Source organism: Shewanella japonica, assembly GCF_002075795.1.
In the GTDB taxonomy this organism is placed as follows: Bacteria; Pseudomonadota; Gammaproteobacteria; order Enterobacterales; family Shewanellaceae; genus Shewanella; species Shewanella japonica.
In genome coordinates, this window is the sequence record NZ_CP020472.1 from 4,468,758 (window position 1) to 4,494,290 (window position 25,533).

General features: G+C 43.9%; 13 protein-coding genes. 8 read left to right on the forward strand and 5 right to left on the reverse strand.

The features are described from left to right. Positions 1-51 precede the first annotated feature (51 nt). From SJ2017_RS19160 to lptM, 4 genes are all read right to left on the reverse strand, one after another. Positions 52-660 (reverse strand): DUF484 family protein, encoded by a 609-nt coding sequence (locus tag SJ2017_RS19160; protein WP_080917531.1) that lies wholly within the window; start codon positions 658-660, stop codon positions 52-54. A gap of 83 nt (positions 661-743) precedes the next feature. Further along, the gene (gene dapF, locus SJ2017_RS19165; protein WP_080916984.1) at positions 744-1,571 is read right to left on the reverse strand and encodes a diaminopimelate epimerase; all 828 of its coding nucleotides are present in this window, start codon (positions 1,569-1,571) and stop codon (positions 744-746) included. A gap of 45 nt (positions 1,572-1,616) precedes the next feature. Continuing rightward, positions 1,617-2,861 carry a diaminopimelate decarboxylase gene (gene lysA / locus SJ2017_RS19170; RefSeq protein WP_080916986.1) on the reverse strand — a complete coding sequence of 415 codons (1,245 nt, stop codon included), beginning with the start codon at positions 2,859-2,861 and terminating at the stop codon, positions 1,617-1,619. A 20-nt stretch (positions 2,862-2,881) separates the two neighbouring features. Next, positions 2,882-3,079: an LPS translocon maturation chaperone LptM gene (gene lptM / locus SJ2017_RS19175; protein WP_055023603.1), complete on the reverse strand. Its 198-nt coding sequence runs from the start codon at positions 3,077-3,079 to the stop codon at positions 2,882-2,884. A gap of 68 nt (positions 3,080-3,147) precedes the next feature. Here lptM and cyaY point away from each other — a divergent pair, with 68 nt between their 5' ends. Further along, entirely contained in the window at positions 3,148-3,477 is a 330-nt protein-coding gene (gene cyaY, locus SJ2017_RS19180) for an iron donor protein CyaY (protein ID WP_055023604.1), read from the forward strand. A gap of 30 nt (positions 3,478-3,507) precedes the next feature. Here the strand turns inward: cyaY and SJ2017_RS19185 are convergent, their stop codons facing one another. Further along, positions 3,508-6,003 (reverse strand): class I adenylate cyclase, encoded by a 2,496-nt coding sequence (locus SJ2017_RS19185; protein WP_244899735.1) that lies wholly within the window; start codon positions 6,001-6,003, stop codon positions 3,508-3,510. Between the two features lie 188 nt (positions 6,004-6,191). On the opposite strand from SJ2017_RS19185, the gene hemC reads away from it, so the two are divergent. From hemC to SJ2017_RS21530, 7 genes are all read left to right on the forward strand, one after another. Next, positions 6,192-7,121: a hydroxymethylbilane synthase gene (hemC, locus tag SJ2017_RS19190; RefSeq protein WP_055023625.1), complete on the forward strand. Its 930-nt coding sequence runs from the start codon at positions 6,192-6,194 to the stop codon at positions 7,119-7,121. Between the two features lie 16 nt (positions 7,122-7,137). Continuing rightward, positions 7,138-7,854, forward strand: a complete 717-nt coding sequence (locus SJ2017_RS19195; RefSeq protein ID WP_080916987.1) for a uroporphyrinogen-III synthase — start codon at positions 7,138-7,140, stop codon at positions 7,852-7,854. Between the two features lie 133 nt (positions 7,855-7,987). Next, positions 7,988-9,211 carry a uroporphyrinogen-III C-methyltransferase gene (locus SJ2017_RS19200; RefSeq protein ID WP_055023607.1) on the forward strand — a complete coding sequence of 408 codons (1,224 nt, stop codon included), beginning with the start codon at positions 7,988-7,990 and terminating at the stop codon, positions 9,209-9,211. Next, the gene (locus SJ2017_RS19205; RefSeq protein WP_080916989.1) at positions 9,208-10,380 is read left to right on the forward strand and encodes a heme biosynthesis HemY N-terminal domain-containing protein; all 1,173 of its coding nucleotides are present in this window, start codon (positions 9,208-9,210) and stop codon (positions 10,378-10,380) included. Before SJ2017_RS19200 ends, SJ2017_RS19205 begins: the two co-directional genes overlap by 4 nt. 391 nt (positions 10,381-10,771) lie before the next feature. Further along, the gene (locus SJ2017_RS19210; protein ID WP_080916990.1) at positions 10,772-24,571 is read left to right on the forward strand and encodes an Ig-like domain-containing protein; all 13,800 of its coding nucleotides are present in this window, start codon (positions 10,772-10,774) and stop codon (positions 24,569-24,571) included. Positions 24,572-24,687: 116 nt separating this feature from the next. Further along, complete coding sequence (locus SJ2017_RS19215) at positions 24,688-25,146, forward strand: hypothetical protein (RefSeq protein WP_080916992.1); 459 nt, start codon at positions 24,688-24,690, stop codon at positions 25,144-25,146. Continuing rightward, positions 25,053-25,385, forward strand: coding sequence for a hypothetical protein (locus SJ2017_RS21530; protein WP_156003363.1), 333 nt, complete (start codon positions 25,053-25,055; stop codon positions 25,383-25,385). The genes SJ2017_RS19215 and SJ2017_RS21530 overlap by 94 nt, the downstream gene beginning before the upstream one ends. Positions 25,386-25,533 lie beyond the last annotated feature (148 nt).

Genomic DNA, 25,533 nt, shown 5'->3' on the forward strand with positions numbered 1-25,533 from the left:
GCGTTTATCCAAACAAACACGGGGGTGCCCCTATAATCATAAGGGACTGATTTAAAACTTTGGCAGCATATGATCAAGCAAATCTCTGATTTGTTTAAAAAACAAATGATCCATTTCAGGATGAAAATGAGCAGCATCAGCTGACGCTACGCCAAAAATCACCTGACCATTTTCATCAGACAGTTTAGTTAATGCAACGGAGCCCACTTCACTGCCAAACAAACGTTTTGATTCAGATTGAGTCAGCCGGCCAAAATAAAAACCTTGTTGGATACGTTGACGCCAAATATTTGCTAATTCACTGTCGATATCGTGAACCGTAATTAAACGAACATGAGTGAATCCAAACTGGCCTTTTAGCTGCTCAGACAATACTTGCCTTAACTCACCTAGATCTTCGCACTTTAAAATACTCAGCGATAACGCACTGTTGAACCTGAAAATCTTTTCGTTTTCAGTGGCGACTTTCATTAATGACGTAATTTCTTCTTCTAATTGCGTGACTCGAGAACGCAATAAATCTTGGCGCTTCTCGACTAAAGAAACCGTACCACGCTCGTGGTGAGAGACACGCATTGCCAGTAATAATTCTGGGTAACGATTGAAAAACTCTGGATTATCAAGCAAGTATTCGCGGATCATCAATTCATCAATTGGCATAGCTTCTAATGGTAATTCTGTGCCAAGTAATGCGGCAGATTCAGCATTGTCTTCGAGAAGTTTTTTAGTACGGGTTACATCGTTCATAACTGAATTTGTCCATCAAATACATGTTCAGCAGGTCCAGTCATCCACAATGGTTTCCCTTCTCCTTCCCAATTAATGGTAAGGCGACCTCCAGGCAGGTCAACTTTGACCTGTCTATCTAACTTATTCTGTAAAATACCGATAGCCACGGCAGCGCATGCGCCAGTGCCGCAAGCTAATGTTTCTGCTGCGCCACGTTCATAAACTCTTAATTTTATGTGGCCACGATCAACCACTTGCATAAAGCCAACATTCACGCCTTTCGGGAAACGTTCATGCTTTGTCAGCATTTGGCCAATCTCTTCTACATCGGCGGTGTCAACATTATCGACTTCGAGTACGCAATGAGGGTTGCCCATCGAGATTGCGCCACATAAAAATGTTTGCTTAGGGGTTTGCAGTAAATAGGTTTTCTCAGGACGTTTAGCTCTAAATGGGATTTTCCCTGGTTCAGTCACCGGAACACCCATATTAACCGTCACATTTCCATCACGTTCAAGCCGCAGTGTCATTTTACCAGAGCTGGTACTGACACGAATTTTATACTTATTAATTAGCCCTTTATTACGTACAAAGCGGGCAAAACAGCGTGCACCATTGCCACACTGTTCCACTTCACCGCCATCAGCGTTAAAGATTTGATAATGAAAATCTAAATCAGGATCATACGGAGGCTCAACTAATAAAAGTTGATCAAAGCCAATACCGAAATTTCGGTCGGCTAAACGGCGAATTTGATCAGGCGAAAAAAACACATTCTGTGTTACGCCATCAACCACCATAAAATCATTACCCAGCCCATGCATCTTGGTGAATTGGATCAAAAGAATTTCCTTTATCGAACTAAAAAATTAACTGATTTCACTAGTTTAAGGTAGTAAGTGCTCACCTTGCCACAATTGCTCTAATTTTTCACGCTCGCGTATGACTTGATGCAGGTCTTGGTCAACCATGACTTCAGCAACTCTAGGGCGAGAATTGTAATTTGATGCCATGACAAACCCATATGCACCACTTGAGCGAACGGCGAGTAAATCTCCAGCCTGAACATTAAGCTGGCGGTTTTTCCCCAAAAAGTCACCAGTTTCACATACAGGACCTACGACATCATACTCATAGCTTGGTGCAGAAGTGAGTTGAACAGGAATAATATTTTGCCAAGCGCTATAAAGTGATGGGCGAATAAGATCGTTCATCGCGCCATCAACAATGGCAAAGCGCTTATCGCTATTTTCTTTCAAAGAAAGTACTTCAGTGACAAATATACCTGCATTAGCCGCAATCGCACGCCCAGGTTCAAAAATTAATTTAAGTGGTCTATCACCTAGACGTTCAAGTAATGCGGCAGCATATACGTCAGGATGTGGCGGTGTTTCATCATCATAAGGCACGCCTAAGCCGCCGCCAACATCAAAATGTTTAATTTCGATGCCATTAACTGCAAGACGGTCAATTAACGCCAACATTCTATCCATCGCATCTAAGAATGGCTGCATTTCTGTAAGCTGAGAGCCAATATGACAATCGACCCCTTTGATCGCTAAATGAGGGAGTGCTTGCGCACGTGCGAACACTTGCTCAGCTTCATCCATTGCAATACCAAACTTGTTTTCTTTAAGCCCAGTCGAAATGTATGGATGAGTCCCGGCATCGACATCGGGATTAACTCGCAACGATATCGGCGCGACTTTACCTAATTTACCAGCCACGTCATTGAGCAACTCAAGCTCTGCGCTTGATTCTACATTGAAACAATAAATACCAATGTTTAAAGCTTGTTCCATTTCAGCAATGGTTTTACCCACACCCGAGAAAACAACTTTTTTCGGGTCGCCGCCAGCAGCGATAACACGAGCTAATTCACCACCAGAGACAATATCAAAACCACTGCCAAGCCTAGCAAGTACATTTAACACCGCCAGATTAGAGTTGGCTTTTACCGCATAACAAATAAGATGGGGATGATTAGCCACGGCATTGTTAAATGCATTCCAATGACGCTCTAACGTCGCTCTAGAGTAGATATATAGTGGTGTGCCGTGAGTTTTAGCAAGTTCAGCAACAGAACAACCTTCAGCAAATAAACTATCCTGTTGATATGTAAAATGGTCCAAAATGCGTTTCCTTGTAAATCTTATTTATTTTGTGTCGGCTCTTGAGTTTGCTCGAGAGACTGTTGTTGGGTTGATTCAGTAGTAGGCTCTTGCGGTTTTCGCTCTTGCTGATTCGTTTCCACTTCAGAAGATTTATATAAAGGGCCTTTTTGTCCGCAACCTATAGTGAATAGGCTAACAAGCATTACTAATAAAAACAGTCTCATTTTTCTCAACATCTATGCATCTGGGGAGTTATAGCCTTATAATCGCATTCATAACCTAGAAAGCACAAGGATTGAAATACATGGCTATGACAGATACTGAATTTCATCAGTTGGCAGATGAAATGTTTAGCAAGATAGAAAACGCCATAGAAACAGCAATTGATGAGCAAGATGCTGATGTGGATATCAATGCGAGTGGCAACGTGTTGCAACTAGAGTTTGAAGACGGTTCGCAAATTGTCATCAATAAACAAGAGCCTTTACATGAGTTATGGATTGCGACGCGATTTGGTGGCTACCACTTTGCGCTTGTTGATGGTAAATGGTTTGATGAACGTAACGATAATGTATTTATGCCATTTGTTATTGAGTCAATTAAAAAACAAAGCGGCATTGCTTTGTCAATTTAAGCGCTAATTTATCAATGAGGTGAACTGAGCTTAAATATCTGAGCTCAGTTCATTCATTTCTACGCCAAATGGCACCACACTCAACTCGCCATCAATTCGTTCTAATTTAAAAAACTGTGGCACATTGAAATAATGCAATGAAGAGGCATCTCGCTCAAAAGCAAAACTATGGCTTTCTTTCTCAACTAATTCTTTCATCGACACATCTTCATATTCACGCTTTGTGAGCCGATTGGTTTCATCAATAATAAACACATCAAGAACATCGGGTCGCTGCCTTAAAAAGTACTGTTTTGCCCCTTTTGAGATATACAGCTTAATAATGCTGGGAATACTGCGAAAAGGATCAGACTTAATAACAGCTACAGGGGCATTCAACTGCGCTTTTTTATAACGTTCAACTTTGACTGGAGCAACTTTAACCTCATCGCCCGTCAACACCTTATAGACGAGACCCATAGAGTTAAAATACAAACCGTAGCGCTTATTGGATAATTTTATTGGGTGCATCATTGCCGACGATGATCTTGCTTCATGGCAATATTTAACGCACTGATTAAAAATATTAAACAGTGCATCATGAATTTGCTTCTTTAATCGCTCGGCACACACCAACACTTCGATATCGACTTGTTCAGGCGTTGCTTTTAGCCCCAGCGCCACAAAAGACAGCGCTTCTAATAAGCCTTGCTCACCTTTAAAGCGATGACATTGCCACTCTCCCCAACTATTCAGTGAAATCACATCCAGAGTCGACAACATGTTTTGCTGCTTTTTCCCTAAAGAAAACACATTGCCATTCATGTAATCCACCATGATTTCCTGACCTTGCCATTTTAGCGTAGGGTCACCATCAACGTTAGCCACCACAATCAGTTTCTTATAGAAAAAAGGTTGGCATAATTCAGCTTTTGAGACTTTATTATTATGGTTTAGTAGTGGCACTAAATGAGCCGATAGTTGTGTTAGCAACGCTGAACGGTGTTTCTTGCGGCCATACTCTTGCCAACGAGTGGTGGTTCTGGACACATCATTCATCACCGCCCAAGCAATAAGGGCCGTTGGAGTATCCGCTTTAATGATTGAGGTTTCGCCTAACAGTTGACCCGACTTCAGTGGTTTACGGTAAAGGTAATAACGGGATTCTTTAATGCTGTGAATGATGGTCATGTTCGGCTCGAATACCGAGTGACTCCACAACTTATTTAATGGCAGCAGTTGATGTTCATCATCACTAAAATAGGTATGTAACTTACGAGCTAACATCCCTAACTCTTCAACTCTAAAGCGATCGCTTAACGCTTGCTTAGAGGCAAATTCAAGTAGTGTTTTATAACTTTTCAATAAGAGTTCATTTAATTGTTTATTGAACCACTTTAGCTGGCCTGAATGCCAGTTTTGACTATTATCTAGGGTTTCTAATAAGCTTGATGGCCAATGCCATTGCTCAACAAGTTGCTGCATCTTATCTCGGCGCCAATCTTGTCCTACACACGCATTGGTTAAATTAACCCCGCATTTTAGGTAAAAACAACGTCTAACAATCTCTAATCGACGAATGTCTTTTTGTTTTAATAAATAGCTTTCGATACGTTGATACAGAATCAAATAGGCGTCATTCGAATCAGAAAAATCATCACGTAGACACTGCTCCCAAATTTGTTCAGTTATAAAATAAGATTTGGGATAGTCCGCCGCATAAGTTTCAAGTAGCAGTACTTTAAGTAGCGCTTTGTGAGGTTTATTCAACCCCTTATACAGTTGCCACAATGAAGCGCCAAAGTACTCAGTCGCAGGCATTGACCTTACGTCACCTAAATGCAACACCGATGGTTCTTTTAAAGCTTCAGGCCACCACCCCACTGGTTTACCCGCTAGGCGAATGTGCGAACGATAAAACTCTTCTAGTAATAACCAGTGCTGCGTACTACCACTGTGCTCTTCACCGAGTGAACTAAAACAGTTATCAAATGCACTGCACTCTCGAAACTGCAACGGATGGACTAAGTAAAAATTCACTTCAAAATCAAATGAAGCAAACCACTCCGTTAATGCCGCCGTTTTGTCTGCGATAAGGGCTAAGTCAGCATTGCCAAGGCTCGACTTATAGACCAACCATACATCAACATCACTTTTGGGGTTCTGGCCAAAACTGGCAGTACTCCCCATAGAGTAAACACCTTCGAAGGCACTTGGTTGGTTATTGTTGGTTTCAATAAAGGGTAAATCAAATACTTCACACGCGAGCACGACTTCTGGAAGGGTTGCAAAGTCACTCACGCCAAATGGGGTTAATGCAGAGGTGCCACCGGGTAATTGGGGATGGTGATGGTGTATGAGGTAAGGAATCAAATCGAATAAGCGTTGCTGTTTTGGTGACAATAACGATTTGACTCGTTCGTAACGAACAAGGTTTAATCGATTAGCTATTTTGACTGGCCGACAACTGTTTTCAATCAAGGCTTCCATCCCTGTGCAACCATCTACTATCGTTTTGATACCAATTTGACAAGCAATTGCTTGCAATATTAGCGCTCAATTAATTAGCAACAACATGATCATATTATCACTTTTGGATAATTACGCCAGTAAATGAGATCTGCGTCACAAAAATTTTATGTGCATAGGTCAAACAATCACTATCAGTTTGTTACATAAGCTCGATGGCAATGTTAGCATTGACGCAATTAAGTCTATTGATGGAACTCTCTGGCATGTCTCAAAATGTTATTCGTATCGCTACTCGTAAAAGTCCACTGGCTATGTGGCAAGCTGAATTCGTAAAAGCAGAGCTTGAACGCATTCATTCTGATTTAACGGTTGAGTTATTACCAATGAGCACTAAAGGAGACGTTATTTTAGATACGCCTCTGGCTAAAGTGGGTGGTAAAGGGTTATTTGTAAAAGAGCTGGAAGTTGCCATGCTTGAAGACCGTGCAGACATCGCTGTTCATTCAATGAAAGATGTACCGGTAGATTTTCCTGAAGGCTTAGGTTTGCAAGTGATTTGTGAGCGTGAAGATCCTCGTGATGCATTTGTATCTAATACATACAAAACCATTGCTGAATTACCTCAAGGCGCTGTAGTGGGTACATCAAGCCTACGTCGTCAATGTCAGATCCGTGCAGCTCGTCCTGATCTAGTGATTAAAGACTTACGTGGTAATGTCGGAACACGTCTAGCTAAGTTAGATAGCGGTGATTACGATGCCATTATTCTTGCTGCTGCGGGCTTAATTCGCCTTAAACTGGATGAACGTATTGCAAGCTTTATCTCAGCAGAAGATTCACTTCCAGCAAATGGTCAAGGCGCTGTAGGAATTGAATGTCGTACTGATGATGAGCGTGTTAAAGCATTACTCGCTCCACTAGAACACCTTGAGACGCGTTACCGTGTATTTGCCGAGCGTGCTATGAATACCCGCCTTGAAGGTGGTTGTCAGGTACCTATTGGTGCTTACGCTGAAATCGAAGGTGATACATTAAGTTTACGTGGTTTAGTGGGTAACCCTGATGGCAGCCAAGTCATTGAAGGTGCTGTATCTGGTCCTAAAACGGATGCAGTCGCTTTAGGTGAAGCACTGGCTGATGACTTACTTAGCCGTGGCGCTAAAACTATTTTAGATGCTGTTTACAACAAGTAATTAGGCGAAAGCTTACATGAAAGTCTTGTTAACGCGCCCTGAGGGGCGCAATCAAGCAATGATAGAACAGCTCAATGCAAAAGGAGTGGACTATATTGTCACTCCTTTGTTAGCTGTTGCTCCAACTCAACACCCTTTCTCTCTTCAGCAACTTTCTGATGCTGATGCCATCATTTTTATCAGTACCAATGCGGTAAAGTACGCTGCAGAAATGCTTAATAACCATTTTCCTGCAAGTCGATATTACGCTGTTGGAAAAGCGACAGCTGCGGCACTGGCCGAGCTCGGTGTATTTGCAGAAACCGCACCAGAAGAAAGCCAAGATAGTGAAGGATTATTATCGCTAACCTCGTTAAGCGATATCGCTCAACAACAAGTCGTCATCATTAGAGGCGTTGGCGGTAGAGAAACCATCGCCGAACAACTTAGCTTAAGACAGGCAAGTGTCAGCTATTGGGAAGTTTACCAGCGAGTCACGCCACAACTCGATTCACAATACATTTGCAACTATTGGGCAAGCGCTCAAATAGACACTATCGTCGTGACCAGTGGCGAAGTCCTAGATAATCTAATTAAACTTGTTCCAAAAGAGTTATTTGCATGGTTGCAATCATGTCATATCATAGTACCTAGTCATCGAGTGGAACAAAGGGCTAAAACGGCAGGTATTCATCACGTCACCAATGCTAACGGCGCGAACACTGAAGCTGTTTTACGAGCGTTATCTATTTAAACAATAAAGTAAACTTGCTTATTTGCCATATTGTATAATGCTGCCAAACTTGTACCCTATCACTCTACATTTTTGTCGCGCAGTAAATGGTCGCACTAATTGTTAACCGCAATTAGTTACTCAAGGACAGCTCATGGAACACAAAAAGCAAGCTTCAACGTCTACTCCAGAAAGTAATGAAGCACCTTCAGAATCTGTAAATGAAGTCAATTCTGTTACTGAAAATCAAACTAGTTCTCACACTGATGCTGACTCAACAGACTTGCCTACGAACAAAGTGCCATCTTCAATACATTCTGATGCGCCAAGCGATAAACCTAAACACAATAAGAGTTCATGGTGGGTAAGATTAAGTATTTTACTCTGCCTGATTATCGCTCTTGCAGGCATTGGCATTAGCTATTTATTGTTAATTGAACTCGAAAGTCAAAAAATTGAGTTACAAACTCAGTATCAACAAACACAAGCTATCAGTAATGAAGTGACTGAAGCGTTAATTGAACCTAAGCGTCGTATTGCAGAATTAGAAGTACAGCAACAAAACGATACCTTGGCCTACCAACAACAAAATCAGTTGGCAAAATCACACCAACAACTTCAAGAGCGAGTTGCAACCTTAGCTCAACGAAATCCAAACCATTGGATGGCATCTGAAGCTGAATACTTGGTGAGAATGGCAGGACGTAAATTATGGTTAGAGAATGACCCTAAAACTGCAGCCGGATTGCTAAAGTCTGCCGATGATCGTATTGAAGCAATGAAAGACCCTGCTTTGTTACCTATTCGACGTGCATTAGCCCACGATTTAGCTCAAACGAATGCCATTAAAACAACAGATGTTGCCGGTACCATCTATACGATTGATGGTATTTTAAATCAGTTAGATAGCTTGCCGTTAAACCGTGCCAAAGCGCAATCAGCTGAAGACTTAGCAGAACAACACGTCATTACAGACTCGTTAGATGACTGGCAAAGTAATCTTGCTAAAACATGGCATTCAGTTACTGACGGCTTTATTACCATCCGTAAACGTACAACAGATATAGAGCCGTTATTAGCACCAGATCAACAATGGTATTTAATTGAAAATATTAGAAATAAATTACTACAGGCTCAGTTGGCTCTGTATCAACATGATGAAGTAAATTATCGTCAATCGATCGGCTTTGCTCGCACATGGATTCAACAGTATTTCGATTTAGATGAAGACTTAACTCAAGACACCATGACAGCACTTGATGCGTTAATTACAGTTAAAATTGACCAAGTGAAGCACACCAACTTTGAATCGACCCGGTTACTACAGCAATTAATCACTTATGGTTCATTGGTTCCAGCAGAGGAACCACAGCTATGATTAAAATTCTTGCTTATGTCATCATCATTTTAATCGGTTTCTGCATTAGCCCATTCATTATTGGCAATACTGGCTATATCTATATTGCGGCGGGCGAGTATCAAATAGAAACCAGCTTAGTCTTTGGTTTATTAGGGTTAGTGCTCTTTTATTGCGCGCTCCAATTAACTGAATGGCTCATCATATTTTTGCTTAATATTGTTATCAATAGCCGTTACTTACCAGAACGTTGGCGTAAAGAAGCTGCGAAGAAGCACACGCTTCAAGGCGCGTTAGCATTAGCAGAAGAAGATTGGCCTAGTGCAGAAAAAGCCATGGCAAAAGGTGCAGCTAAAGGGGAGCTGCCTGCGCTCAATTTATTTGCAGCGGCAAGAGCTGCGCATCATCAAAAAAACACTGATAGCCGAGATAAATACTTAGCAGAGGCTGCAAAAGACCCTTTGGCTAAAACCGCCGTTAAAACCTCAAAAACAAGGTATCTAATTCAGCAAGGAAAGCTGACTGAAGCAAGAGCTGAGCTTGATGCATTAAATCCAACCAGTAAAAGTAAATCACCTGTATTAAAACTAGCCCTTGACCTTTATCAACTTCAAGATGATTGGCAAGCACTTAAAATCTTATTACCTGCGATTAAAAAACGTCAGATTATTAGTGAAAAGCAGTATGCAGAGGTTGAACACACAACCAATACGGCATTATTAACGGCAGCGTCTCAACATGGCGAACAAGAGCTAGAAAAGTGCTGGCATTGGCTAAGTAAAACGGAACGTAATCAGCCACACCTTATTAGTATCTACGCTCGCGGCCTGTGCCAATATGATCGTAAAAAAGACGCCATAAAAATCATCAATAAAAGCTTAAAGACTGATCTTCATCCAGCACTTTTAGCTGACATCCCCAAAATAATCGATGCGGATGATGAAGATATTAGAAAATTATTAGCTCGATTTGAGCAAAGTCATGAACATGATGTTGATTATCAAATTTGTTTAGCAAAGTTAGCTCAACAAAAACGTGATATTAAAGTGGTTAAAAATCATTGGTATAGTGTTTGCCAGATATCACCTAAGCGTGAGTACTTTTTAGCATTAGCTCAAGCGCAGGAGCAATTAGGCGAAAATGCTGCTGCATTACAAAGCTACCGTAAAGCAGCTAATTGTTCTGACTAATATTCATTAAATCGAATAATTAACTATTTAAAAACCTGCCAATTGGCAGGTTTTTTTATCTATTTTGTAAACTAAACGCCAGTTTGAATCGTATAAAAAATGAACTACACTTGTAGATTCCAGTTTTTAGCACTTTGTTATTAAAAAATTCACATTTCCGCATAATGACTTAGTTGCATTGATTTACTAAGTAAATCTTAATTTTAAAACATTTTCATTATCTTAAAGGCATTTAAGGCCACGCCAAAAAATTGACCAAGCATACTTATAACGCTAAAATTGTTATATTGCGGTTAATCTTTCTCGCTAATTAAATAACGACAAATATAGCAATGTGATTTTTTATGCATCGAATGTAAATACATTGCTAAAATAGGGTTTGGAGCTAAATATGAGTTCTGTTGTAACGACTAAAAATGGTGTCTTAAGTTCAGCCAACGGCGAGATCACTCTCACGTTAAATGGGCAATCCAAAAATATTCTTCCAGGGGAACAAATTCCTGCTGGTGCAGAACTCCAATTTGCGAGCGATTTAGCATTTGTTGTTACTTTTGATGACGGCACAGTGCTAAACGGTGATGAGCTTATTGCTGAACAAGCTGACCCTAGCGTCACTGATGATGCAGTGGCTCAATTTTCAACAGATATGAGCCCAGAAGAATTAGCTGAGATTGAAGCGCTACAAGCATTAATTCTTTCGGGTGAAGACCCTACCGAAGAATTACCAGAGACCGCTGCGGGTGAAGCATCTGGTAACGAAGGTGGCAGTGACTTTGCTTCTCTTGCCCGTGATGGCGCCGAAACTATTGCCATTGCTGGTTTTGATACTTCTTTCGATGCTCCTGAAACATTAACAGCCAACCTGTCGTTAGGTGATGAAGGCGTTAACGCATTAAACAACAATAATTTCAATGTTGCTCAATTCACCGATAACTTTGTCAATGGTGTGTCATTTACTACCTCTTCTGGTTTATCGGGCTTTACGGGAGACTTCGGTGCTCCTGGCTCGTTTGCTTACTTGCCTGGTGATACCATCACCTTCATGGTGGGTGACGTAACAATTGCGACCTTTAGTGCAGATGTAATTCAGGGCGACATTCTATTCTTACAAGATATTGCTGGCACGTTATTGTCTGATACCAACATGGATTATGTTGAGAACATGGCTATTTTTCTTCAAGCCTTAGACAATGATTTATCCGATGGTGTTGATGATGGTGTGTTAAATACCAACAGCTTAGTTAATATTGAAGATAGCTATGCTACCAATATCAATATTCTTCTTTCTGTTCATGAAGCCTTAGCAAACTACATCGACCAAACAACAGGCCAGCCTTTAAATATCGCGACTGCTGGTAAAGAAATGATTTCTCAAGTTTTGGCTGAACTTGGCATCATCTTTACCCGTGATACCGAACGCCAAGAAAACGAACAAAACCTATTTGAAACCATCGCAATGGAGCATGTTGCAGGTACTATTGATGAGCTTGCAGGTGACAGAGCACCTGATGAGCATGATGCTCGTACTGTTGATGTGCTCGATGTGCCAGGTGGCTTAGTAACCTATAACTACAACGAGCTAGATGGCCAAATAACTTTTTCTGTCAATGATTTGCTTGAAGGTGCTGTTGGGCAACAAGTTGTCGATCAAAACTTACTCGTCACTAATGTTAGATTGAGCGCCGCTTTTGAAAATATCGGAACATTGCAGGATTTAGGTGATGGTAACTACGCGATTATCTTGAATGAAGGCATTGATCAATATGATCTTGAGGGACTCAGTATTGATTACCGCGTTGAAGATTGGACGGTATTTAAAGACGTTACCTCGTCTACGCAAGATCAGTACAAATCACACTTATCAGCTGATATTCCCGATGTATTAGAGGATGTAGGTTTTAACCAATTCACCTTAAACAGTGAATTGACCTTTGAAGATGATCAAGCCTTATCGATTACATTTACCAGTGAGCTATTAAGCGAACAGCTTGGTTATCCTATCGCTGAGTATGCTGATGATTATTTAGTCCCTCTGGAGTATTCCAATGATGGTGGCTTAACCTGGCAGACAATGACTGTAACAGGAATCGATACGAGTGGTGACTTAGCACGCCCTATCTTTGGGTTCACACTCGCAGCGGGTAGTGACAGTGTCATGATCCGCGTGCCGATTTTTGATGACGCAATAATCGAACCCACTGAGTATTTCAACGCCATTGTTAGTGGCGAGAATGTTTATGATGAAGAATTAGTATTTGCCATTATTGATAATGATGGAGAAGGCTCTGACTTACCTGTCGTCGATATTGATTACGCTGTAGTTGTTGAGGGCATGGAATTTGCCGTGTTCACATTAACGTTAAGTGAACCTAGCACTGAAACCATTACCTTGGATTATAGCTCTGAAGAACTGACAGCATTGTTCGGTGAAGATTTTACTAACGTAAGTGGAACTGTCACTTTCCTTCCTGGTGAAACGACTGCCTATATTACAGTACCTATTACCGATGATTTAATTGTTGAAGATAGTCCTGAATTTGCATTAATAAATCTATCTAATGTGACTAATGCCGTACTGGGTGATACCCAAGCCACCCTGCGTATTTATGATAACGATTCGCCTGATAATACAGCGATAACTTTGGATATCGATCCTGTTACTGGTGATAACGTATTAACGCCAGATGAATCTACAGGTACAGTGACAATTACTGGTACTGTTACAGCCGATGCATCGATCACAACGGGTATTATCATGCTGACCATTAATGGTCAGGAATACCAAGCCATTATGCAATCTGATGGCACCTTCTCTGTGGAAGTGGATGCCCAAGATTTATTAAACGATCCTGATACTGTTATTGACGGAATTGTATATGGCTATGGTGATAATGGCGCCAAAGGCACAGCAACATCAACCGAAGATTACGACATTCCAACTGAAGTGGTAAATGACAGTATCATTATCGCTGAAGACGCTGTTGCAGAAGGTAATGTTCTTGATAATGATAGTGACACCGATGATGTATTAACTGTCGTTAGTTTTGAAGTTAATGGCCAAACCTACTCTGCGGGCGATTCTGTCACGCTAGATGAAGGTGTATTAACGCTTAATGAAGATGGTAGTTATACCTTTACTCCTAATACTGATTGGAATGGTCAGGTTCCAGTTATCACCTATACGACTAACACTAACGTCACCGCAACTCTAACCATTGAGGTTACGCCTGTTGCAGATGGTGCACCTGGCGTCATTATCAACACTGATGCCAATAATGACGGTATTATCAGTGAAGATGAATTAGCAGGTAACACTGAAGTTTCGGTCACGATAGATTTAACAACTACTGGTGCTCAACCTGGTGACACCTTGGTTGTTAATGGTCAAGAGATCATCTTAACTCAAGAAGATATTGATAATGGATCAGTAGATTTAACATTACCAGCACCGCAAGAAGGCGGCACAATTGAAGTTGTGGCAACCGTTATCGACTCTGTTGGAAACATTAGCCCCGAAGGATCTGATAGTGCAACCCTAGATACTACAGCTCCTGTTATTTCAGTTGTTGCACCAGATAACAGTAACGATGACACACCACTTATTTCAGGCACTACGGATGCTGAACCTGGTAGCACTGTTACTTTGGTCGTTACAGACAGTGAAGGTAATGAGCAAATTTTAGAAGCCATTGTCAGTGAAGATGGTAGCTTTGAAGTTGAGGTCAATGATCCTTTAGCCGAAGGCGATTATACCGTTGTTGCTGAAGTCACAGATCCTGCTGGGAATACTGCTACAGACAATGATAATGGTTCTGTGGATACCACAGCTCCAACTATCACTGTTAGTGCACCCGATAGTAATCTTGATTCAACCCCTACAATTACCGGCACAACAGATGCTGCACCAGGCAGTACTGTGATCATTACAGTCGTCGATGCTGAAGGAAATGAGCAAACTCTCGAAGCTATAGTCAATCCTGATGGAAGTTATGAAGTTGATGTAGTTGAGCCATTAGTTGAAGGTGATTATACCGTCAATGCTGCTGTAACTGATCCTTCAGGTAATACAGCAACGGCAAATGATGAAGGTGCAATTGATACCGTAGCGCCTGAAATTACAGTTAACGCACCTGACAACTCATCTGATAGCACGCCAATTATCACTGGTACTACGGATGTAGAGCCTGGGACTACAGTGACAATTATAGTGACTGATAGTGAAGGTACCGAACAAATTATAGAAGCTGTTGTTTCTCCTGATGGAACCTATGAAGTTGAAGTACCAGAACCTTTAGCTGAGGGAGATTACACTGCAGTTGCTGGGGTATCTGATCCAGCAGGTAATGGCGCTATGGCTGAAGATACGGGTGACGTTGATACAACAGCACCAACCATCACAGTCGCAGCACCAGAAGGAACCGGTGATAATACCCCATTAATCATAGGCTCAACTGATGCAGCTCCTGGCAGCACTGTGACCCTTACCGTCACGGATAGTGAAGGTAATGAACAAATTCTAGAAGCTGAAGTAAACCCAGATGGTACATATCAACTAGAAGTCCCTTCTCCACTTTCTGAAGGCGATTATACCGTTACAGCTTCTGTTACTGACGCCGCTGGTAATACAGCGACAGCAAATGATAATGGTGAAATTGATGCTGTAGCAGGTCAATTGACCGTCGATTTAGTCATCGATGGCGATAATAACGGTGACATCACTGGTACTAGTCAGGATATTCCAGCTGGCGGTACGGTCACTCTGGTTATTACCGATATTGCGGGCACTGCAATTACCATCACAGATGTGACAGTAAATGCAGATGGCACTTACTCTGTCGATAATGTTGACCTCTCTACACTTGTGGATGGCGACATCACAGTTGTTGCAACCGCGACTGATTCAAACGGCAATGACCTGTCTGCCAACGACACTGAAAACCTCGATGCTGTTGATGCTGAGCTAACTGTAGACTTAGTGATTGATGCATCGAACCAAGGTGATATCACTGGTACTAGTCAGGATATTCCAGCAGGTGGCACGGTCACTCTGGTTATTACCGATATTGCGGGCACTGCAATTACCATCACAGATGTGGCAGTAAACGCGGACGGCACTTACTCTGTTGATAACGTTGACCTATCTACACTTGTGGATGGCGACATCACAGTGGTTGCAACCGCAACTGACAGCAACGGTAACGACCTGTCTGCCAATGACACTGAAAACCTCGATGCTGTTGATGCACAATTGACCGTAGATTTAGTTATCGATGGCGATAATAACGGTGACATCACTGGTACATCACAAGATATTCCAGCAGGTGGCACGGTCACTCTGGTTATTACCGATATTGCGGGCACAGCAATTACCATCACAGATGTGGCAGTCAATGCAGATGGCACTTACTCTGTTGATAACGTCGACCTATCAACGCTTGTGGATGGCGACATCACAGTTGTGGCGACCGCAACCGACAGCAACGGTAACGACCTGTCTGCCAACGACACTGAAAACCTCGATGCTGTTGATGCTGAGCTAACAGTAGACTTAGTGATTGATGCATCTAACCAAGGTGACATCACTGGTACTAGTCAGGATATTCCAGCAGGTGGCACGGTCACTCTGGTTATCACCGATATTGCGGGCACTGCAATTACCATCACCGATGTGGCAGTCAATGCAGATGGCACTTACTCTGTTGATAATGTTGACCTATCTACACTTGTGGATGGCGACATCACAGTTGTGGCGACCGCAACCGACAGCAACGGTAACGACCTGTCTGCCAACGACACTGAAAACCTCGATGCTGTTGATGCTGAGCTAACAGTAGACTTAGTGATTGATGCATCTAACCAAGGTGACATCACTGGTACTAGTCAGGATATTCCAGCAGGTGGCACGGTCACTCTGGTTATCACCGATATTGCGGGCACTGCAATTACCATCACAGATGTGGCAGTCAATGCAGATGGCACTTACTCTGTTGATAACGTCGACCTATCAACGCTTGTGGATGGCGACATCACAGTTGTGGCGACCGCAACCGACAGCAACGGTAACGACCTGTCTGCCAACGACACTGAAAACCTCGATGCTGTTGATGCTGAGCTAACAGTAGACTTAGTGATTGATGCATCTAACCAAGGTGACATCACTGGTACTAGTCAGGATATTCCAGCAGGTGGCACGGTCACTCTGGTTATCACCGATATTGCGGGCACTGCAATTACCATCACCGATGTGGCAGTCAATGCAGATGGCACTTACTCTGTTGATAATGTTGACCTATCTACACTTGTGGATGGCGACATCACAGTGGTGGCAACTGCAACCGACAGCAACGGCAATGACCTATCTGCCAATGACACTGAAAACCTTGATGCCCTTTCAAGTAACATCACCGTTGATTTAGTTATCGATGGCGATAATAACGGTGACATCACTGGTACTAGTCAGGATATTCAAGCAGGTGGCACGGTCACTCTGGTGATCACCGATATTGCGGGCACTGCAATTACCATCACAGATGTGGCTGTTAATGCAGATGGCACTTACTCTGTTGATAACGTCGACCTATCAACGCTTGTGGATGGCGACATCACAGTTGTTGCAACCGCGACTGATTCAAACGGCAATGACCTGTCTGCCAACGACACTGAAAACCTTGATGCCCTTTCAAGCAACATCACCGTTGATTTAGTTATCGATGGCGATAATAACGGTGACATCACTGGTACTAGTCAGGATATTCCAGCTGGCGGTACGGTCACTCTGGTTATTACTGATATTGCGGGCACTGCAATTACCATCACAGATGTGGCTGTTAATGCAGATGGCACTTATTCTGTTGATAACGTCGACCTATCAACGCTTGTGGATGGCGACATCACAGTTGTGGCGACCGCAACCGACAGCAACGGTAACGACCTGTCTGCCAACGACACTGAAAACCTCGATGCTGTTGATGCTGAGCTAACAGTAGACTTAGTGATTGATGCATCTAACCAAGGTGACATCACTGGTACTAGTCAGGATATTCCAGCAGGTGGCACGGTCACTCTGGTTATCACCGATATTGCGGGCACTGCAATTACCATCACAGATGTGGCTGTTAATGCAGATGGCACTTACTCTGTTGATAATGTTGACCTATCTACACTTGTGGATGGCGACATCACAGTGGTTGCAACCGCGACTGATTCAAACGGCAATGACCTGTCTGCCAACGACACTGAAAACCTTGATGCCCTTTCAAGTAACATCACTGTCGATTTAGTCATCGATGGCGATAATAACGGTGACATCACTGGTACATCACAAGATATTCCAGCAGATGGCACGGTCACTCTGGTTATTACTGATATTGCGGGCGCTGCAATTACCATCACAGATGTGGCTGTTAATGCAGATGGCACTTATTCCGTCGATAACGTCGACCTATCTACACTTGTGGATGGCGACATCACAGTGGTGGCAACCGCAACTGATTCAAACGGCAATGACCTGTCGGCCAACGACACTGAAAACCTTGATGCTGTTGATGCTCAATTGACCGTCGATTTAGTTATCGATGGCGATAATAACGGTGACATCACTGGTACATCACAAGACATTCCAGCAGGCGGCACGGTCACTCTGGTTATTACCGATATTGCGGGCACTGCAATTACCATCACCGATGTGGCAGTCAATGCAGATGGCACTTACTCTATTGATAATGTTGACCTATCTACACTTGTGGATGGCGACATCACAGTTGTGGCAACCGCAACTGACAGCAACGGTAACGATTTATCGGCCAACGACACTGAAAACCTTGATGCTGTTGATGCACAATTGACCGTTGATTTAGTCATCGATGGCGATAATAACGGTGACATCACTGGTACTAGCCAGGATATTCCAGCAGGTGGCACGGTCACTCTGGTTATCACCGATATTGCGGGCACTGCAATTACCATCGCAGATGTGGCTGTTAATGCAGATGGCACTTACTCTGTTGATAATGTTGACCTATCTACACTTGTGGATGGCGACATCACTGTTGTTGCAACCGCGACTGATTCAAACGGCAATGACCTGTCTGCCAACGACACTGAAAACCTTGATGCCCTTTCAAGCAACATCACCGTTGATTTAGTTATCGATGGCGATAATAACGGTGACATCACTGGTACTAGCCAGGATATTCCAGCAGGTGGCACGGTCACTCTGGTTATCACCGATATTGCGGGCACTGCAATTACCATCGCAGATGTGGCTGTTAATGCAGATGGCACTTACTCTGTTGATAATGTTGACCTATCTACACTTGTGGATGGCGACATCACTGTTGTTGCAACCGCGACTGATTCAAACGGCAATGACCTGTCTGCCAACGACACTGAAAACCTTGATGCCCTTTCAAGCAACATCACCGTTGATTTAGTTATCGATGGCGATAATAACGGTGACATCACTGGTACTAGTCAGGATATTCCAGCTGGCGGTACGGTCACTCTGGTTATTACTGATATTGCGGGCACTGCAATTACCATCACAGATGTGGCTGTTAATGCAGATGGCACTTATTCCGTCGATAACGTCGACCTATCTACACTTGTGGATGGCGACATCACAGTTGTGGCAACTGCAACCGACAGCAACGGTAACGATTTATCGGCCAACGACACTGAAAACCTTGATGCTGTTGATGCTGAGCTAACAGTAGACTTAGTGATTGATGCATCTAACCAAGGCGATATCACTGGTACATCACAAGATATTCCAGCAGGTGGCACGGTCACTCTGGTTATTACTGATATTGCGGGCACTGCAATTACCATCACTGATGTAGCAGTAAACGCGGACGGCACTTACTCTGTTGATAATGTTGACCTATCTACGCTTGTGGATGGCGACATCACAGTGGTGGCAACCGCAACTGACAGCAACGGTAACGACCTGTCTGCCAATGACACTGAAAACCTCGATGCTGTTGATGCTGAGCTAACAGTAGACTTAGTGATTGATGCATCAAACCAAGGCGATATCACTGGTACATCACAAGATATTCCAGCAGGTGGCACGGTCACTCTGGTGATCACCGATATTGCTGGCACTGCAATTACCATCACTGATGTGGCAGTAAACGCGGACGGTACTTACTCTGTCGATAATGTTGACCTATCTACACTTGTGGATGGCGACATCACAGTGGTGGCAACCGCGACTGATTCAAACGGCAATGACCTGTCTGCCAACGACACCGAAAGCCTTGATGCTGTTGATGCACAATTGACCGTCGATTTAGTCATCGATGGCGATAATAACGGTGACATCACTGGTACATCACAAGATATTCCAACTGGCGGCACGGTCACTCTGGTTATTACCGATATTGCGGGCACTGCAATTACCATCACCGATGTGGCTGTTAATGCAGATGGCACTTACTCTGTCGATAATGTTGACCTCTCTACACTTGTGGATGGCGACATCACAGTTGTTGCAACTGCGACTGATTCAAACGGTAACGACCTGTCTGCCAACGACACTGAAAACCTTGATGCTGTTGATGCTGAGCTAACAGTAGACTTAGTGATTGATGCATCTAACCAAGGCGACATCACTGGTACATCACAAGATATTCCAGCAGGCGGCACGGTCACTCTGGTTATTACCGATATTGCGGGCACTGCAATTACCATCACCGATGTGGCTGTTAATGCAGATGGCACTTACTCTGTCGATAATGTTGACCTCTCTACACTTGTGGATGGCGACATCACAGTTGTTGCAACTGCGACTGATTCAAACGGTAACGACCTGTCTGCCAATGACACTGAAAACCTCGATGCTGTTGATGCTGAGCTAACAGTAGACTTAGTGATTGATGCATCGAACCAAGGTGATATCACTGGTACTAGTCAGGACATTCCAGCAGGTGGCACGGTCACTCTGGTTTTCACCGATATTGCGGGTACAACAATTACCATTACCGATGTGGCTGTAAACGCTGACGGCACTTACTCTGTTGATAATGTTGACCTATCAACGCTTGTGGATGGCGACATCACAGTGGTGGCAACTGCGACTGATAGCAACGGTAACGATTTATCGGCCAATGACACTGAAAACCTCGATGCTGTTGATGCTGAGCTAACAGTAGACTTAGTGATTGATGCATCGAACCAAGGCGATATCACTGGTACATCACAAGATATTCCAGCAGGCGGTACGGTCACTCTGGTGATCACCGATATTGCGGGCACAACAATTACCATCACCGATGTGGCCGTTAATGCAGATGGCACTTACTCTGTCGATAATGTTGACCTATCAACACTTGTGGATGGCGACATCACAGTGGTGGCAACCGCGACTGATTCAAACGATAACGACCTGTCTGCCAATGACACTGAAAACCTCGATGCTGTTGATGCTGAGCTAACAGTAGACTTAGTGATTGATGCATCTAACCAAGGCGATATCACTGGTACATCACAAGATATTCCAGCAGGTGGTACGGTCACTCTGGTAATTACCGATATTGCGGGCACTGCAATTACCATCACAGATGTGGCTGTTAATGCAGATGGCACTTACTCTGTCGATAACGTTGACCTATCTACACTTGTGGATGGCGACATCACAGTGGTTGCAACCGCAACCGACAGCAACGGTAACGACCTGTCTGCCAACGACACTGAAAACCTTGATGCCCTTTCAAGCAACATCACCGTCGATTTAGTTATCGATGGCGATAATAACGGTGACATCACAGGTACTAGTCAGGATATTCCAGCAGGTGGCACAGTCACCTTGGTGATCACCGATATTGCGGGTACAACAATTACCATCACCGATGTAGCCGTTAATGCAGATGGCACTTACTCTGTTGATAATGTTGACCTATCAACGCTTGTGGATGGCGACATCACAGTTGTTGCAACCGCAACTGACAGCAACGGCAATGACCTGTCTGCCAATGACACTGAAAACCTTGATGCTGTTGATGCTGAGCTAACAGTAGACTTAGTGATTGATGCATCTAACCAAGGTGATATCACTGGTACATCACAAGATATTCCAGCAGGTGGCACGGTCACTCTGGTGATCACCGATATTGCGGGCACTGCAATTACCATCACAGATGTGGCTGTTAATGCAGATGGCACTTACTCTGTTGATAATGTTGACCTATCTACACTTGTGGATGGCGACATCACTGTTGTTGCAACCGCGACTGATTCAAACGGCAATGACCTGTCTGCCAACGACACTGAAAACCTTGATGCCCTTTCAAGCAACATCACCGTTGATTTAGTTATCGATGGCGATAATAACGGTGACATCACTGGTACTAGTCAGGATATTCCAGCTGGCGGTACGGTCACTCTGGTTATTACCGATATTGCGGGCACAGCAATTACCATCACAGATGTGGCAGTCAATGCAGATGGCACTTACTCTGTTGATAACGTCGACCTATCAACGCTTGTGGATGGCGACATCACAGTTGTGGCGACCGCAACCGACAGCAACGGTAACGACCTGTCTGCCAACGACACTGAAAACCTCGATGCTGTTGATGCTGAGCTAACAGTAGACTTAGTGATTGATGCATCTAACCAAGGCGATATCACTGGTACATCACAAGATATTCCAGCAGGTGGCACGGTCACTCTGGTTATTACTGATATTGCGGGCACTGCAATTACCATCACTGATGTAGCAGTAAACGCGGACGGCACTTACTCTGTTGATAATGTTGACCTATCTACGCTTGTGGATGGCGACATCACAGTGGTGGCAACCGCAACTGACAGCAACGGTAACGACCTGTCTGCCAATGACACTGAAAACCTCGATGCTGTTGATGCTGAGCTAACAGTAGACTTAGTGATTGATGCATCAAACCAAGGCGATATCACTGGTACATCACAAGATATTCCAGCAGGTGGCACGGTCACTCTGGTGATCACCGATATTGCTGGCACTGCAATTACCATCACTGATGTGGCAGTAAACGCGGACGGTACTTACTCTGTCGATAATGTTGACCTATCTACACTTGTGGATGGCGACATCACAGTGGTGGCAACCGCGACTGATTCAAACGGCAATGACCTGTCTGCCAACGACACCGAAAGCCTTGATGCTGTTGATGCACAATTGACCGTCGATTTAGTCATCGATGGCGATAATAACGGTGACATCACTGGTACATCACAAGATATTCCAACTGGCGGCACGGTCACTCTGGTTATTACCGATATTGCGGGCACTGCAATTACCATCACCGATGTGGCTGTTAATGCAGATGGCACTTACTCTGTCGATAATGTTGACCTCTCTACACTTGTGGATGGCGACATCACAGTTGTTGCAACTGCGACTGATTCAAACGGTAACGACCTGTCTGCCAACGACACTGAAAACCTTGATGCTGTTGATGCTGAGCTAACAGTAGACTTAGTGATTGATGCATCTAACCAAGGCGACATCACTGGTACATCACAAGATATTCCAGCAGGCGGCACGGTCACTCTGGTTATTACCGATATTGCGGGCACTGCAATTACCATCACCGATGTGGCTGTTAATGCAGATGGCACTTACTCTGTCGATAATGTTGACCTCTCTACACTTGTGGATGGCGACATCACAGTTGTTGCAACTGCGACTGATTCAAACGGTAACGACCTGTCTGCCAATGACACTGAAAACCTCGATGCTGTTGATGCTGAGCTAACAGTAGACTTAGTGATTGATGCATCGAACCAAGGTGATATCACTGGTACTAGTCAGGACATTCCAGCAGGTGGCACGGTCACTCTGGTTTTCACCGATATTGCGGGTACAACAATTACCATTACCGATGTGGCTGTAAACGCTGACGGCACTTACTCTGTTGATAATGTTGACCTATCTACACTTGTGGATGGCGACATCACTGTTGTTGCAACCGCGACTGATTCAAACGGCAATGACCTGTCTGCCAACGACACTGAAAACCTTGATGCCCTTTCAAGCAACATCACCGTTGATTTAGTTATCGATGGCGATAATAACGGTGACATCACTGGTACTAGTCAGGATATTCCAGCTGGCGGTACGGTCACTCTGGTTATTACCGATATTGCGGGCACAGCAATTACCATCACAGATGTGGCAGTCAATGCAGATGGCACTTACTCTGTTGATAACGTCGACCTATCAACGCTTGTGGATGGCGACATCACAGTTGTGGCGACCGCAACCGACAGCAACGGTAACGACCTGTCTGCCAACGACACTGAAAACCTCGATGCTGTTGATGCTGAGCTAACAGTAGACTTAGTGATTGATGCATCTAACCAAGGTGACATCACTGGTACTAGTCAGGATATTCCAGCAGGTGGCACGGTCACTCTGGTTATCACCGATATTGCTGGCACTGCAATTACCATCACCGATGTGGCAGTCAATGCAGATGGCACTTACTCTGTTGATAATGTTGACCTATCTACACTTGTGGATGGCGACATCACAGTTGTGGCAACCGCAACTGACAGCAACGGTAACGACCTGTCTGCCAATGACACTGAAAACCTCGATGCTGTTGATGCACAATTGACCGTAGATTTAGTTATCGATGGCGATAATAACGGTGACATCACTGGTACATCACAAGATATTCCAGCAGGTGGCACGGTCACTCTGGTTATTACCGATATTGCGGGCACAGCAATTACCATCACAGATGTGGCAGTCAATGCAGATGGCACTTACTCTGTTGATAACGTCGACCTATCAACGCTTGTGGATGGCGACATCACAGTTGTGGCGACCGCAACCGACAGCAACGGTAACGACCTGTCTGCCAACGACACTGAAAACCTCGATGCTGTTGATGCTGAGCTAACAGTAGACTTAGTGATTGATGCATCTAACCAAGGTGACATCACTGGTACTAGTCAGGATATTCCAGCAGGTGGCACGGTCACTCTGGTTATCACCGATATTGCGGGCACTGCAATTACCATCACCGATGTGGCAGTCAATGCAGATGGCACTTACTCTGTTGATAATGTTGACCTATCTACACTTGTGGATGGCGACATCACAGTTGTGGCAACCGCGACTGATTCAAACGGCAATGACCTGTCTGCCAACGACACTGAAAACCTTGATGCCTTTCAAGTAACATCACCGTCGATTTAGTCATCGATGGCGATAATAACGGTGACATCACTGGTACATCACAAGACATTCCAGCAGGCGGCACGGTCACTCTGGTTATTACCGATATTGCTGGCACTGCAATTACCATCACCGATGTGGCAGTCAATGCAGATGGCACTTACTCTGTTGATAATGTTGACCTATCTACACTTGTGGATGGCGACATCACAGTTGTGGCAACCGCAACTGACAGCAACGGTAACGATTTATCGGCCAACGACACTGAAAACCTTGATGCTGTTGATGCACAATTGACCGTTGATTTAGTCATCGATGGCGATAATAACGGTGACATCACTGGTACTAGCCAGGATATTCCAGCAGGTGGCACGGTCACTCTGGTTATTACCGATATTGCGGGCACTGCAATTACCATCACAGATGTGGCTGTTAATGCAGATGGCACTTACTCTGTTGATAATGTTGACCTATCACGCTTGTGGATGGCGACATCACAGTTGTGGCAACCGCAACTGACAGCAACGGCAATGACCTGTCTGCCAACGACACTGAAAACCTTGATGCCCTTTCAAGTAACATCACTGTCGATTTAGTCATCGATGGCGATAATAACGGTGACATCACTGGTACTAGTCAGGATATTCCAGCAGGTGGCACGGTCACTCTGGTTATCACCGATATTGCGGGCACATCAATTACCATCACAGATGTGGCTGTTAATGCAGATGGCACTTACTCTGTCGATAATGTTGACCTATCAACCTTGGTGATGGCGACATCACAGTGGTTGCAACCGCAACTGATAGCAACGGTAACGATTATCGGCCAATGACACTGAAAACCTTGATGCCTTTCAAGCAACATCACCGTCGATTTAGTTATCGATGGCGATAATAACGGTGACATCACAGGTACTAGTCAGGATATTCCAGCAGGTGGCACGGTCACTCTGGTTATTACGATATTGCGGGCACATCAAT